Origin of the sequence: Nocardioides sp. 1609 (assembly GCF_004522105.1) — a bacterium.
Taxonomy (GTDB): Bacteria; Actinomycetota; Actinomycetes; order Propionibacteriales; family Nocardioidaceae; genus Nocardioides.
In genome coordinates, this window is the sequence record NZ_SPUJ01000002.1 from 75,217 (window position 1) to 88,268 (window position 13,052).

General features: G+C 74.8%; 13 protein-coding genes. 5 read left to right on the plus strand and 8 right to left on the minus strand.

Annotated features, from left to right (window positions below):
• Positions 1-894, minus strand: coding sequence for a haloalkane dehalogenase (locus E4623_RS05390; RefSeq protein WP_134765522.1), 894 nt, complete (start codon positions 892-894; stop codon positions 1-3).
• Positions 895-966: 72 nt separating this feature from the next.
• Here E4623_RS05390 and E4623_RS05395 point away from each other — a divergent pair, with 72 nt between their 5' ends.
• The gene (locus E4623_RS05395; protein ID WP_134765523.1) at positions 967-1,407 is read left to right on the plus strand and encodes a hypothetical protein; all 441 of its coding nucleotides are present in this window, start codon (positions 967-969) and stop codon (positions 1,405-1,407) included.
• A 25-nt stretch (positions 1,408-1,432) separates the two neighbouring features.
• On the opposite strand, the gene E4623_RS05400 is transcribed toward E4623_RS05395, so the two are convergent.
• The 3 genes from E4623_RS05400 to E4623_RS05410 all read right to left on the minus strand — a co-directional run bounded on the left by E4623_RS05400 (position 1,433) and on the right by E4623_RS05410 (position 3,651).
• A complete protein-coding gene (locus tag E4623_RS05400; protein WP_134765524.1) occupies positions 1,433-1,792 on the minus strand; it encodes a hypothetical protein in 360 nt (119 codons plus the stop codon).
• A 9-nt stretch (positions 1,793-1,801) separates the two neighbouring features.
• Positions 1,802-2,617, minus strand: a complete 816-nt coding sequence (proC, locus tag E4623_RS05405; protein WP_134765525.1) for a pyrroline-5-carboxylate reductase — start codon at positions 2,615-2,617, stop codon at positions 1,802-1,804.
• Positions 2,618-2,721: 104 nt separating this feature from the next.
• Entirely contained in the window at positions 2,722-3,651 is a 930-nt protein-coding gene (locus E4623_RS05410; RefSeq protein WP_134765686.1) for a proline dehydrogenase family protein, read from the minus strand.
• 75 nt (positions 3,652-3,726) lie between these two features.
• Here E4623_RS05410 and E4623_RS05415 point away from each other — a divergent pair, with 75 nt between their 5' ends.
• The 4 genes from E4623_RS05415 (at position 3,727) to E4623_RS05430 (ending at position 8,860) form a co-directional block, all read left to right on the plus strand.
• Positions 3,727-4,707 (plus strand): hypothetical protein, encoded by a 981-nt coding sequence (locus E4623_RS05415; protein ID WP_134765526.1) that lies wholly within the window; start codon positions 3,727-3,729, stop codon positions 4,705-4,707.
• 105 nt (positions 4,708-4,812) lie between these two features.
• A complete protein-coding gene (locus tag E4623_RS05420) occupies positions 4,813-6,987 on the plus strand; it encodes an MMPL family transporter (protein ID WP_134765527.1) in 2,175 nt (724 codons plus the stop codon).
• 41 nt (positions 6,988-7,028) lie between these two features.
• Positions 7,029-8,177, plus strand: a complete 1,149-nt coding sequence (locus E4623_RS05425; protein WP_134765528.1) for a sensor histidine kinase — start codon at positions 7,029-7,031, stop codon at positions 8,175-8,177.
• The gene (locus tag E4623_RS05430) at positions 8,174-8,860 is read left to right on the plus strand and encodes a response regulator transcription factor (protein WP_245154917.1); all 687 of its coding nucleotides are present in this window, start codon (positions 8,174-8,176) and stop codon (positions 8,858-8,860) included. The genes E4623_RS05425 and E4623_RS05430 overlap by 4 nt, the downstream gene beginning before the upstream one ends.
• Here E4623_RS05430 and E4623_RS05435 read toward each other — a convergent pair.
• The 4 genes from E4623_RS05435 to E4623_RS05455 form a co-directional block, all read right to left on the minus strand.
• Positions 8,850-10,079, minus strand: coding sequence for a hypothetical protein (locus E4623_RS05435; RefSeq protein WP_134765529.1), 1,230 nt, complete (start codon positions 10,077-10,079; stop codon positions 8,850-8,852). The two genes, E4623_RS05430 and E4623_RS05435, sit on opposite strands and share 11 nt — an antisense overlap.
• A gap of 180 nt (positions 10,080-10,259) precedes the next feature.
• On the minus strand, positions 10,260-11,513 hold the full coding sequence (locus tag E4623_RS05445) for a choice-of-anchor D domain-containing protein (RefSeq protein WP_134765530.1): 1,254 nt from the start codon (positions 11,511-11,513) through the stop codon (positions 10,260-10,262).
• A gap of 85 nt (positions 11,514-11,598) precedes the next feature.
• Positions 11,599-12,342: an ABC transporter permease gene (locus E4623_RS05450; protein WP_134765531.1), complete on the minus strand. Its 744-nt coding sequence runs from the start codon at positions 12,340-12,342 to the stop codon at positions 11,599-11,601.
• Positions 12,339-13,046, minus strand: coding sequence for an ABC transporter ATP-binding protein (locus tag E4623_RS05455; RefSeq protein ID WP_348537283.1), 708 nt, complete (start codon positions 13,044-13,046; stop codon positions 12,339-12,341). Before E4623_RS05455 ends, E4623_RS05450 begins: the two co-directional genes overlap by 4 nt.
• Between the last annotated feature and the right edge of the window lie 6 nt (positions 13,047-13,052).

The following is a 13,052-nucleotide window of genomic DNA, read 5'->3' on the forward strand; positions in this document are numbered from 1 at the left end:
TCACGCCATGAACGCCGCGACCACCCGACCGAGCTCGTTGCCGGCGTCCTCCTGGAGGAAGTGACCGGCGTCGAGGATCGTCGGGTGGTCGAGGAGGGCGGCACCGGGCACGTGCTCGCGGAGTACCGGCGCCATCGCCGCGGTGATCGGGTCGGAGTCGGAGAAGGCGACGAGGAACGGCCGGTCCCACTCACCGAGGGTCCGCCACGCGGCGCGGTTGGCCCGGGTGGCCGGGTCGTCGGGCCGGGTCGGCACCAGGAGGGGCATCGCCCGCGGGCCGGCCTTGCTCGCCTCGTCGGGGAACGGCGCGTCGTACGCCGCCCGGTCGGCGTCCGCGAGCCCGTGCCGGCAGCCCGACGCGACCAGCCGGCCCACGTCGAGCGCGGGCGCCGACTCCACCGCGTGCCGGAACCGCCACCAGACCTCGGGCATGTCGACGTCACCGGTCGGCAGCCCCGTGTTCGCGGCGACGACGCGGGCGAAGTGGTCGGGGTGCTCGGCGACGAGCCGGAGCCCGATCAACCCGCCCCAGTCCTGGCCGACCAGGGTGACGTCGGTGAGCGCCAGGTGGTCGAGCACCAGGCTGCGGACCCACTCGACGTGCCGCGCGTAGGAGTGGTCACCGATCGCCAGCGGCTTGTCGGAGCGCCCGAAGCCGATCAGGTCGGGCACGACGCACCGCACGCCGGCGGCGTCGAGCTCCGCGACGACGTGCCGGTACAGGTAGCCCCACGTCGGCTCCCCGTGCAGCAGCAGCGCCACCGGTGCCGCGAGTTCGCCCGGGCTGCCCGTGTCGACGTAGGCCATCCGCAGCCCGTCGCCGACCTCGGCGTACGCCGGCTCGGGCCAGTCGAGGTCGGCGAAGCGGTCCTCGGGCGTGCGGAAGGCCTCCATCCGCCGAGTCTGGCACCCCGGCCACCCCTGGTGAGGGTCCGCGACCGCGGCCGCCCCCGTAGCGTCGTGGGCATGAGCTACGCGCTGAGTCGTCTGATGAGCACCGCCACCGCCTCCTACGCCGGGTTCTGCTGCGTCCGTCCCGAGCACCTCGGTGCGGCACTGGACGCCGACAAGGACGAGCAGGCCGGCTACGACCTGCTGGCCGAGGTGTTCGGCGTCCGTGACCTCGCGATCAGCACGTTCGGCGTCCTCGGCCGCTCGGACCGCACGGTCCGCACCGCGATGTGGATCCGCATCCTGTGCGACGTCGGCGACGGCGTCGTGCTGGCCGCCCGTGCCGACGACGACGCGGTGCGGGCCAAGGTCCTCGCGACCACCCTGTCGTGGGGCGCGCTCAACCTCGCCGCCCTCCAGCTCGACAAGCGACGGGCGCGGCGGGTCGCCGCGGCCCGCCAGGTCGCCACGGCCACCGGGACGGCCGTCGCCGCCGCGGTCGACAGGGTCACCTGAGCCGGCGCCGCCCCGGCGCCGGTCCTCACGGGAACTGGCGCGTCGTCACCACCGAGCTCCGCTCGAGCCCGTGCTCGTCGCGCCAGGTGACCCGCGCCTCGAGCCGGGGCAGCACCGCGTCGGTCCCGACCCGGTCCAGTCGCCGGCGGTCGTGCCGGTCGAGGTCACCGAGGCGGCGTTCGGGCTGGTAGCCCTCCGGCGGGTCGAGCCACCGCAGCTGCACCGCCCGGGCGTGCCCGCGACGCGTGTAGGCCAGCACCCAGCGCGACTCGGGGTGGCCGAGCGGGTGGGTGACGCTCAACGAGAAGTCGGCCTTCGCTCGCACCGGCCCCCCGCCGATCCCCTGGAAGACTGCCGCGAGCCCGGCCACGAGGTCGTCAAACATCGCCGGCCCTCACGACGACCCCTCGGCCAGCTCGCGCGACCGGTTGCGGGCCGCCTCCATGGCGGCGAGGAACGCCGCGCGCACCTTGTGGATCTCCAGCTCCCGCAGCGCCGAGGCGGTGGTGCCGCCGGGCGAGGTGACCTGCTCGCGGAGGACGGTGGGGTGCGTGCCGGTCTCGCGGAGCATCTTCGCCGAGCCGACCAGGGTCTGGATCACGAGCTCGCTCGCGGTCGCGCGCGGCAGCCCGAGGTGGACGCCGGCCTCGATCATCGACTCGACGACGAAGAAGATGTAGGCCGGTCCGGACCCGGAGATCGCCGTGACGGCGTCCTGCTGGCGCTCGGGGATCCGCAGCACCCGGCCGACCGAGTCGAGCAGCGCCTCCGCCTCGGCGAGCTGCGCCTCGGAGCAGTGCGAGCCGGGCGAGATGGCCGACATGCCCTCGTCGACCAGCGCGGGCGTGTTGGGCATGACCCGGACGACGGCGACGCCGTCGGGCACCCGCGACTCGATGAACGCGGTCGTGATCCCCGCCGCCAGCGACACGAGCAGCTGCCCGGCGCGCAGCGACGGTGCGATCTCGGCGAGCACGTCGGCCATGTCCTGCGGCTTGACGACGAGGGCGACGGTGTCGGCACGGGCCGCGGCCTCGAGGTTCGAGACGACGGCCACGCCGTAGCGCTCCTCCAGCTCACGGGCGCGCTCTTGCCGCTTCTCCCCCACCATCAGGCGGTCGACGCGCCGCCCGGCGCGGACCAGTCCGGACAGGAGGGTCTCGCCCATGACGCCGGCGCCGATGATGGCCGTCGCGTTGCTCTCGCTCATGGGGAGAACCTAGTGGACCACCGCCGCCCGGCCCCGGGGTCTCGCGACGCCCGGGCGCGTGCCCGGACGGACCCGGGCCGGCGGGGTGGGCGCGACGGACCTGCTCACTTCTTGGAGATCAACGACCGGAGGAAGAAGGTCAGGTTCTGCGGGCGCTCGGCGAGGCGGCGCACGAGGTAGCCGTACCACTCCCCGCCGTAGGGGACGTAGACGCGCACCCGCTCCCCCGAGGTCGCGAGCCGGCGCTGCTCGTCGGGGCGGATGCCGTAGAGCATCTGGAACTCGTAGCTGCCCTGCGACCGGCCGTAGCGGCTCGCGAGCGACCCGGCGATCGCGATCATCCGGGGGTCGTGGGTGGCGATCATCGGGTAGCCCTCGCCCGCGAGCAGGACCTTGAGGCACCGCACGTAGGACTTGTCGACGTCGATCCGGTCGGTGAAGGCGACCTCGTCGGGCTCGTTGTAGGCGCCCTTGCACAGCCGCACCCGCGACCCCTCGTGCGCCAGGGCGCGACAGTCGGCTTCGGTGCGGTGCAGGTAGGCCTGCAGGACCGCACCGGTCTCGGGGAAGTCCTTGCGCAGGTCGCGCAGGACGGCGAGGGTCCGGTCGGTCGTGGTGTGGTCCTCCATGTCGAGGGTGACCGTCGTGCCTGCGTTGCGCGCGGCCCGGCAGATGACGCGCGCGTTCTCCAGCGCCACCCGGTCGCCGACGTCGGGCAGCGCCTGGCCGATCGCGGAGAGCTTCACCGACACCTCGGCGTGGCGGGCCAGCCCGCGCCGGCCGAGCGCCTTCAGCAGCTCGACGTACGCCGCCACGGTGGCATCGGCCCGGGCGACGTCGAGGGTGTCCTCGCCCAGGAAGTCCAGGGTCACCGCCAGGCCGTCGTCGACGAGCGCCGCGGTGGCCCCGACCGCGGCGTCGGTCGTCTCGCCCGGGACGTAGCCCGTGACGATCCCGGAGGTCACCGGGAGCGTGCTGACCACCTTCTTGACCCCGCTGCTGCGGGAGAGGAGCAGGATCGGCTGGCGGAGCAGGGACATGGCCCCAGGCTATGCCGGACCCGTCCACCGGAGTACCGGACCCGGGACGTACCTCCTACGCTGCACCGCATGTCGCGACTGCACGACGCCCTGCCCCCGCACCCCGTCGCCGTCCCCGACGAGCTCGAGGCGGCCTGGACGTGGATGGAGGCCCGCGGCCACGGCGGCGGGCCCGACGAGCGCCCCCACCTGACCGCCTACCCCGGCACCCGCGTCCTCGGTCCCGTGTTCACGCCCGGGACGCTCGAGGGCTGGTTCACGCCCGACAGCGCCGCGGCCCGCCGGCTGCGCCCCATCGCCGACGCCGCCGGTGACGGCTCGCTGCTCGCGCTCTGGGAGGACGACGGCGGGCACACCCGCGCGGTCGTGCTGGGCTCCGAGGGCGCCGCGCACCAGGTCGCGGACTCCGCACGCGACCTGCTCGCGCTCCTCGCCGTCGGCTACGACGAGGTCACCGAGTACTCCCTCGGCCTGCCACCGGACGACGAGGACGCGGTCGAGGCCGTCGGCGCGTTCCGCGCCTGGGTCCGCGACACCTTCGACCTCGAGGTGCCCGAGGAGTGGCCGGGCGTCGAGGACGACGCCTTCTCGGCCTGGGTGCGCCGCGAGCTCGGCGAGCCCGAGCCCGAGCCGACGCCGGTCCCGTCGTCCGACACCGAGATCGGCGGCGACATCGAGGTCGTCCTCGCCGCCCTCGGCACGCCCGACGGGTCACCGGAGGTCCGGGCGCTCGCCGCGCTCCTCGACGTCGCGCTGGTCGACGACGGGCTCCGCAGGGCCGGTCGGTCGCTGCGGGGTCGTGGGGTCGAGGTCCGCTTCGAGCGCGGCGTGCTGACGACGGTCTTCCTCGACGAGACCCCGCTCGACCGTCTGGTCGCCGGGCTGCCCGCGCCCGCCCGGGCCGACGACGTCCTCGCCCTGCTCGGGGAGCCCGAGCGGCGCTCGGAGGGGTGGCTCCGCTTCGTCGTCCGCGAACGGTTCCTGCACCTGAGCACCGACGGCGACGGCGAGATCGGCCGGGTCACGGTCATGCTGGACGCACCGCGGTAGCCCCCGCGGGCGTACACCGGGAGGAGTACCTCTCCTCCCGGGCAGAGGCGGAGTCACTCCCCCAGCACGACGCGCCGGACCCACCGCGACGGCGAGGGTCGGGGCATGGACACCACCACCACCCCACCCCACCCCGGCACACCGCCCGGTCCCACCCGCTCGCGCCTGACGCGGGCCCTGCACGCCCACCCACGACGCGCCCTCCTGGCCGTCTTCCTCTTCGTGCTCGTCGCCGGCGCGTTCGGCGGCCCGGTCGCCGGGGCGCTGGACTCCGAGGGCGGCTTCGCCCCCGCCGACTCCGACTCCGCACTCGCGGTCGAGCGGCTTGAGGAGGCCTCCGGGCGGACGCCGTCCGCCGGGATCGTCGCGCTCGTCGACACCGGCACCGGCGCCGGCGCCGGCACGGCGGACGACGTGGACGCCGCCGCCCGCACCCTCGCCGGCCTGGACGGCGTCGCCGAGGTGCTGCCAGCCGGCGCCGCCCGCGACGGCTCGTCGGCGCTCGTCGTCGCCGTGCTCGACGCGGCCGCCGACGAGGAGGCCGTCGCCGAGGCCGCCCTGACGGCGTTCGAGGACGACGACGCGGTCACCCTGGGCGGACCCGCGGTGACCGGTCTCCAGATCGGCGAGCGGGTCGGTGAGGACCTCGGCCGCGCCGAGATGCTGGCCTTCCCGGTCCTGGTGCTGCTGTCGCTGCTGTTCTTCGGCGGCCGGGCCGCCGTGCTGCCCCTGGTGGTCGGGGCGACCACCGTGCTCGGCACCTTCCTCGCGCTGGCCGGCATCAACCAGGTGTACGGGCTCAGCGTCTTCGCCCTCAACCTCGTCATCGGTCTCGGGCTCGGCCTGGCCATCGACTACACGCTCTTCCTGCTCAGCCGCTACCGCGAGGAGCTGGAGCGGCAGGGCGCCGGCGTCGGCGCCGTCCTGACGACGATGCGTACCGCCGGCCGCACCGTCGTCTTCTCCGCCGCCACGGTGGCGGTCGCGCTGGCGACCCTCACCGTCTTCCCGATGGGCTTCCTGAAGTCGATGGGCCTCGCCGGTGCCGTCGTCGCCGTGGTCGCCGCCGCGGCCGCCCTGGTGATCTCCCCGGCCGTCTTCGGCCTGTGGGGCGCGAAGCTGGCCCGGCGCCGCACGAGGGGCGCCGCGGGCTCGTCGTCGGAGGGCCGCTGGTACCGCCTCTCGCACGCCGTGATGGCGCGACCGGGCGCGGTCGCAGCGGTCACCGCCGCCGTCATGCTCGTCCTCGCGGCGCCCGCGCTGCGGGCCGAGTGGACGCCGGTCGACAGCAGCGCCGTGCCGACCGACCTGAGCGCCCGCACGGTCGCCGACACCCTCGCTTCCGAGTACGACGGCGCCGGCACCACGCCCGTGCTGGCCGCCGTCCGGGCCGGCGGGACCGACGGGGCCGCCGAGGCCGCGTCGTTCGCCGGCGCCGCGTCGCTGCTGCCCGGCGTCCTCACCCCGGCCGAGGCCGTCGAGGTCGGACCGGGCACCTGGCAGGTCGACCTCACCGTCGACGGCGACCCCGAGGGCGAGGCCGCCCAACGTGTCGTCGCCGAGGTGCGCGAGCTGGCGGACGACCGGGGCACCGACGTCCTGGTCGGCGGTCCGGCCGCGGAGTTCGTCGACCAGCAGGCGGCGATCGGCGACGCCCTGCCGCTGGCCGCGGGGCTGCTCGTGCTGCTCACCGTCCTGGTGCTCTGGCTGATGACCGGCTCGGTCGTGCTGCCGCTCAAGGCCGTCGTGATGAACACCCTCACCGCCGGGGTCGCCCTCGGCGCGCTCACCTTCGTCTACCAGGACGGCCGTCTCACGGGACTCCTCGGCTACACGCCGAACGGCGGCGTCGAGCCCACCAACTTCCTGGTGGCCGCCGCCGTGGTCTTCGCCCTGTCGACCGACTACGGCGTCTTCCTCCTCGGCCGGATCAAGGAGGCCCGCGAGTCGGGGCTCACCGAGCGCGAGGCGGTCGCGACCGGGCTGGGCCGCACCGGGAGCGTCGTCACCGCCGCCGCGATCCTGCTCGCGGTCGCGATCGGGGCGTTCAGCACCAGCTCGATCTCCTTCATCCAGCAGATCGGGATCGCGACCGCGGTCGGCGTGCTGGTCGACGCCTTCGTCGTCCGCTCGTTCCTGGTTCCGGCCCTGATGGGCCTGCTCGGCAAGTGGAACTGGTGGGCCCCGATGCCGCTGCGCCGGCTGCACGACCGGATCGGCCTCTCCGAGGGTGAGCCCGCCCCCGCGGCGCCGGTCAGGGTCCTGGAACGTACTCCCTGAGGACGACGACCGACCCGGTCCGCCACCGCTACCGTCGGGACGTGACCCGCCTGCCGCCGCTGCCCCCACGCGTCCTGGACGTCGTGGGGGCCGCGGCGTGCGCGGCCGCGATGATCATCGAGCTCGCGCGCAGCACGAAGTCGGACCCGAGCGTCCCCGCCGTCGTCGCGATCGTGGTCGCCAGCCTCCCCGTGCTGCTGCGCCGCGACCGCCCGGTGCTCGCCATGGCGGTCGCGATGGTCACCCTCGTCGGGGTGGTCAGCACCTCCGACATCTATCAGGCGATCCCGGCCCCGGCCGTCGTCTGCGCCTACACCCTCGCCGACCGCCTCGGTCGTCGCGCCGCGCTCGCGGCCGGGGCCGCGTCCGCGCCGGTGGTGCTGGCGATCCTGCTCACCTACAGCCCGCACTCGGTCTTCGACTGGGACACCGCTCGCAACCTCGGCCTGGTCGCCCTCCCGCTCGTCCTCGGCGTCGCCGCCCACGACCGCCGCTGCTACACCGCCGCCCTGGTCGACCGCGCCGAGTCCGCGGAGCGGAGCCGCGAGGAGGAGGCGCTGCGCCGCGTCGGCGAGGAACGGCTGCGGATCGCGCGCGACGTCCACGACGTCGTGGCCCACGCGATGGTGGCGATCAACGTGCAGGCCGGCGTGGGGGCGCACCTCCTGGAGCGCGACCCCGAGCGGGCCCACGCCGCCCTGCGCGACATCAAGCGGGTCAGCGGCGAGGCGCTCGGCGACCTGCGCTCGATGCTCGGGCTGCTCCGCGACGACGACCACGACACCCCGGTCCGTCCGGTGCAGGGCCTCGCCGAGATCGACGACCTGCGCGACGGGCTCGGCTCGGCCGGGGTCGACCTCGACGTCCGGATCGACCCCGAGGTCGCCGCGCTCCCGGCGAGCGTGGGGGCGACCGGCTACCGGATCGTGCAGGAGGCGCTGACCAACGTGATGCGGCACGCCGGCCCGACGGCCGCGCGGGTCCACGTCAGCCGCGCCGACGACGTCGTCCTCATCGAGGTCGAGGACGACGGCGGCGCGGCCCCGGCCGCCCTCGACGGCACCGGCTCCGGCAACGGGCTGCGCGGCATGCACGAGCGGGCGGCCGCGGTCGGCGGGACGCTCGAGGCGGGCCCGCGGGCCGAGGGCGGCTGGCGGGTCCGCGCGTCGCTGCCGGTGGGGGCGCCGTGACCGGCACCGGCAGCATCCGGGTGCTGCTCGTCGACGACCAGACGCTGGTGCGCGCCGGGTTCCGCGCCCTGCTCGAGTCCGAGCCCGACATCGAGGTCGTCGGCGAGGCCGTCGACGGCGAGCAGGCCGTGGCGCGCGCCGTCGCGACGACGCCGGACGTCGTGCTGATGGACATCCGGATGCCGCGGGTCGACGGCCTCGAGGCCACCGCCCGGATCACCGGCGACGCGCGGCTGCGAGGCACCCGGGTCGTCGTCCTGACGACGTTCGAGCTCGACGAGTACGTCTTCGGGGCGCTGCGGGCCGGCGCCTCGGGGTTCCTGCTGAAGGACATCGAGCCGGTGGCGCTGATCGACGCCGTCCGGCTGGTGCACGACGGTCAGGCGCTGCTCGCGCCGCAGGTCACGCGGCGCCTGATCGAGGCCTACGTGGCGGCCGGCGCCCCGGAGCCGGTGCCCGCACCGGCCCCGGACGCCGCTCGGCTCGCCGACCTCACCCCCCGTGAACGGGAGGTCCTCGCCCTGGTCGGGCGGGGCCTCTCGAACCACGAGATCGCCGCGCACCTGGTGCTGTCGCCGTTGACGGCGAAGACCCACGTGTCGCGGCTGTTCCTCAAGCTGGGCGCGCGCGACCGCGCCCAGCTCGTGGTGACCGCCTACGAGACGGGGATCGTCAGCGCGTGACGCCGAAGGACCGGGCGCCGGGACGGACCTCGGTCGGGGCCTCGCCGGGGGTGCCGGTGCCGCTGACCTGGAACGGGATCGCGCCGACGGAGGAGTAGAGGTACCCGGACGAGGCGTGCTCGCCGACGGTGAGCGGCGCGTAGCGCACCGTGACCGTGCAGGACTCACCGGGCGCGAGCCCGACCGCGCTCTCCATCTCGGCACAGGTGAACGGGCTGGTGCCGAAGACGTCGTAGGTGAAGTTGGTGAAGTCGAGGTTCCCGCCGAGGATCTGGATGCTCTGGTCGCTGTCGTTGACGGCCTCGAAGGTGTGCAGCACGGACTCGGAGACCGCGACCTCACCGAAGTCGTGGCTCGACGGGTCGATGAAGACCGGGGAGGCCAGGTCGACCACGGTCGAGGCCCCGCGAGCACCGGTGAGGACGAGACGGCCGGAGGCGAGCTGGTTGCTGCCCTCCGTGCGCCGGACGTCGACGGTGCAGCTGCGGCCGGGTGCGAGGGAGACCTTGCAGGTGGTCGCCACGACCTCGAAGCCCGCCGGCGGTGCGGCACGCTTGCGCGCCTCGGTCGGGAAGTCGCTCTCGTCGGTCTCGATCGCCAGCCGGAGCGCACCGGTGCGGGCCTGGCCGGTGTTCGTCAGCACGACCCGGACCGAGTCCGAGGGAGCCGGGGCGCGCAGCCCGGCGCCAGTGCGCTCGTCGGGGAGCTCGGACGTCGCGAGGAGCGGGACGACGACCCGGGCGTCGTCCGCGGTGAGCCGGGCGGGGGCGATGGTGACGGCCGCGCGCGGGGTCACCGCGGTCGAGGTGCAGACGGCCTGGGGACGGCGCGAGTAGCAGACCCGCACGCGGTAGTCGCCCTCGACGAAGCGCTGGCCGACGCGGCGGGTGGCCTTCGCGCTGAGCGAGTCACCGGCAGGCAGCCGCCGCACCGCCGCACGGCCGAACAGGGCGCGCTTGCCGCCGTCCTGCGGGAGCAGGTAGAAGCGGACGAACTGCGCCGAGCGCGGGAAGGCGGTGACGTTCTTGAGCGTGTAGCCCACGGTGACCTCGGTGCCGAGGGTGGTCGGCTCGTAGGACGTCGTGAGGTTGGTGACCTGGACGCGCTTCGGGGCAGCGGCCCCGGCGCTCTCGGCGTGGGCCGAGGACGGGAGCCCGGTGAGGGTCGCCGCGGCGACCGCGGCGAGCAGGGACAGGGAGAGGAACGGGGTTTTCAGCACGGGCGACATCGTGGCCGCGTTGCCTCCCGCTGTCCGAGGAACCCGCGAAGTCCACCCGATCGGCCACCCCCGACGTCCGCCCGGGCTACGCCGTACGCCGGCGCAGGTCGCGGGCGTTCCTCGAGCTGGGCGCGCGCGACCGCGCCCAGCTCGTGGTGACCGCCTACGAGACGGGGATCGTCAGCGCGTGACGCCGAAGGACCGGGCGCCGGGACGGACCTCGGTCGGGGCCTCGCCGGGGGTGCCGGTGCCCGTCATGGACGCCAGCGCGGGTCCGCCGGTCGTCAGCAGGGCCACGAAGGCCGTGCGGTCACCCTCCGACTGCGGCTCGAAGACCACGGTCACCGTGCAGGAACCGCCCGCGGGGACCGGGAGCGGCTCGAGCGTCACGGGGTCGTAGTCGTCGCAGGTGAAGGAGGCGTCGTCCTCGAAGCTGAAGTAGAAGCTGTCGGTGTCGCTCAGCAGGCCGTTGTACACCGACACGTCCTCGTCGCTGTCGTTGTGCAGGACGTAGGTCCTCGTCGCCGACTCCGAGACCTGGACGTCGCCGAAGTCGTGGGTGCTCGGCGTGAAGCGCACCGGCGGGACCAGGTCGACACCGGCCACGGCGCCGCGGGCACCGGTGACGACGAGCCGGTCGGAGGCGAACGGGTTGCTGCCCTCGGTGCGGGTCACGTCGACGGTGCAGCTACGACCGGGTGCGAGCGAGACCTTGCAGGTCGTGGCCGCGACCTCGAAGTTGGTCGACGGCTCGGCGGCACGGCCCTCGAGCAGGGGCGGCAGGCCCGTGTCCCCGGCCTCGATCGCCAGCTTGAGCGCACCGGTGCGGGCCTGGCCGGTGTTGGTGAGCACGACCCGGGCCGACTCCTCGGGAGCCTCGGCGCGCAGCCGGGAGATGGCGCGGACCGACTGCCTCACGGGGAGGAACATCTCGGGCACCGGGACGGCGACCGTGCCGTCGTCCGCGGTGAGCCGGGCGGGGGCGATGGTGACGGCCGCGCGCGGGGTCACCGCGGTCGAGGTGCAGACGGCCTGGGGACGGCGCGAGTAGCAGACCCGCACGCGGTAGTCGCCCTCGACGAAGCGCTGGCCGACACGGCGGGTGGCCTTCGCGCTGAGCGAGTCACCGGCAGGCAGCCGCCGCACCGCCGCGCGGCCGAACAGGGCGCGCTTGCCGCCGTCCTGCGGGAGCAGGTAGAAGCGGACGAACTGCGCCGAGCGCGGGAAGGCGGTGACGTTCTTGAGCGTGTAGCCCACGGTGACCTCGGTACCGAGGGTGGTCGGCTCGTAGGACGTCGTGAGGTTGGTGACCTGGACGCGCTTCGGGGCAGCGGCCCCGGCGCTCTCGGCGTGGGCCGAGGACGGGAGCCCGGTGAGGGTCGCCGCGGCGACCGCGGCGAGCAGGGACAGGGAGAGGAACGGGGTTTTCAGCACGGGCGACATCGTGGCCGCGTTGCCTCCCGCTGTCCGAGGAACCCGCGAAGTCCACCCGATCGGCCACCCCCGGCATCCGGCCGGGCTACGCCGTGCGCCGGCGCAGGGTCGCGGCCCCGAGCGCCAGGCACGCCGCGCCGAACCCGACGACCACCGCGAGGTCGGCCAGGACCGCGCCGGTCGCGGTGGAGCGCGACAGGGTCTGCATGGCGTCGGTGGCGTAGGACAGCGGCAGCACCGAGCTGACCTCCTCCAGCCCCGACGGCAGCACCTCGCGCGGCAGGAGGAGCCCGCACAGCAGGATCTGGGGGATCACGAACGCCGGCAGGAACTGCACGGCCTGGAACTCGGTGCGGGCGAAGGCGCTGACGAAGAGGCCCAGGGCGGTGCCCAGGACGGCGTCGGCCACCGCCACGACCACGAGCAGCCAGACCGGGCCGGCGACGTCCAGCCCGAGCGGGCCGACGCTCACCGCGACGGCGAGGGTGGACTGGACCGCCGCGACCACCCCGAAGGCGAGGGCGTAGCCCAGGATCAGGTCGAGCCGCCCGGCCGGCAGGGTCAGGAGGCGCTCCAGCGTGCCGCTCGACCGCTCGCGCAGCATCGTCACGCTGGTCACGAGGAACATGACGACGAACGGGAAGAGCGCGAGCAGCCCCGGCCCGAGCCGGTCGAACGACGACCCCGGTGCGTCCTCGAACATCCACCACAGCAGCACGACCAGCAGGCACGGCAGGGCCAGCAGCATGACCAGCGTGCGGCGGTCGCGCCGCAGCTGGGTGAGCACCCGCAGCGCGACCGCCCCGGCCACCCGGCCCGGGGTCCTCATGCGAGGTCCTCGACCAGGCGGAGGAAGGCCGTCTCGACGTCGCCGGCACCGGTGCGCCGCTTGACGCCGTCCGGGGTGTCGTCGGTGAGGACCGCGCCGTCGCGCATCAGCAGCAACCGGTCGCAGCGTTCGGCCTCGTCCATCACGTGGCTCGAGACCAGCACCGTGGCGCCACCGTCGGCGATGCGGTGGAACACCGCCCAGAGGTCGCGCCGGAGCACGGGGTCGAGGCCGACGGTCGGCTCGTCGAGGACGAGCAGGTCCGGCTCCCCGAGCATCGCGACGGCGAGGCTGGCCCGCGACCGCTGACCGCCGGAGAGCCGGCCGACGACCTGGTCGCGGTGCTCGCCGAGGTCGACGGACTCGACGGCCCGCTCGACGTCGTGCCGCGTCACCCCGAGCACCCGGGCGAAGAAGCGGAGGTTCTCGGCGACGGTGAGGTCGTCGTACACGCTCGCGGCCTGGGTGACGTAGCCGACCCGTCGTCGCAGGGCCGCGGCGCCCGCGTCCTGCCCGAGGACCCGCACGGCCCCCCCGGCGACCCGCTGGACGCCGACCACCGAGCGCAGCAGCGTCGACTTCCCGCAGCCGGACGGCCCGAGCAGCCCGGTCACACCCGGGGCGACGTCCAGGTCGAGGCCGTCGAGCACGCGGTGCCGGCCGCGGACCACGACGAGGCCGCGCACCTCCACGGTGTTATTCATCATGTG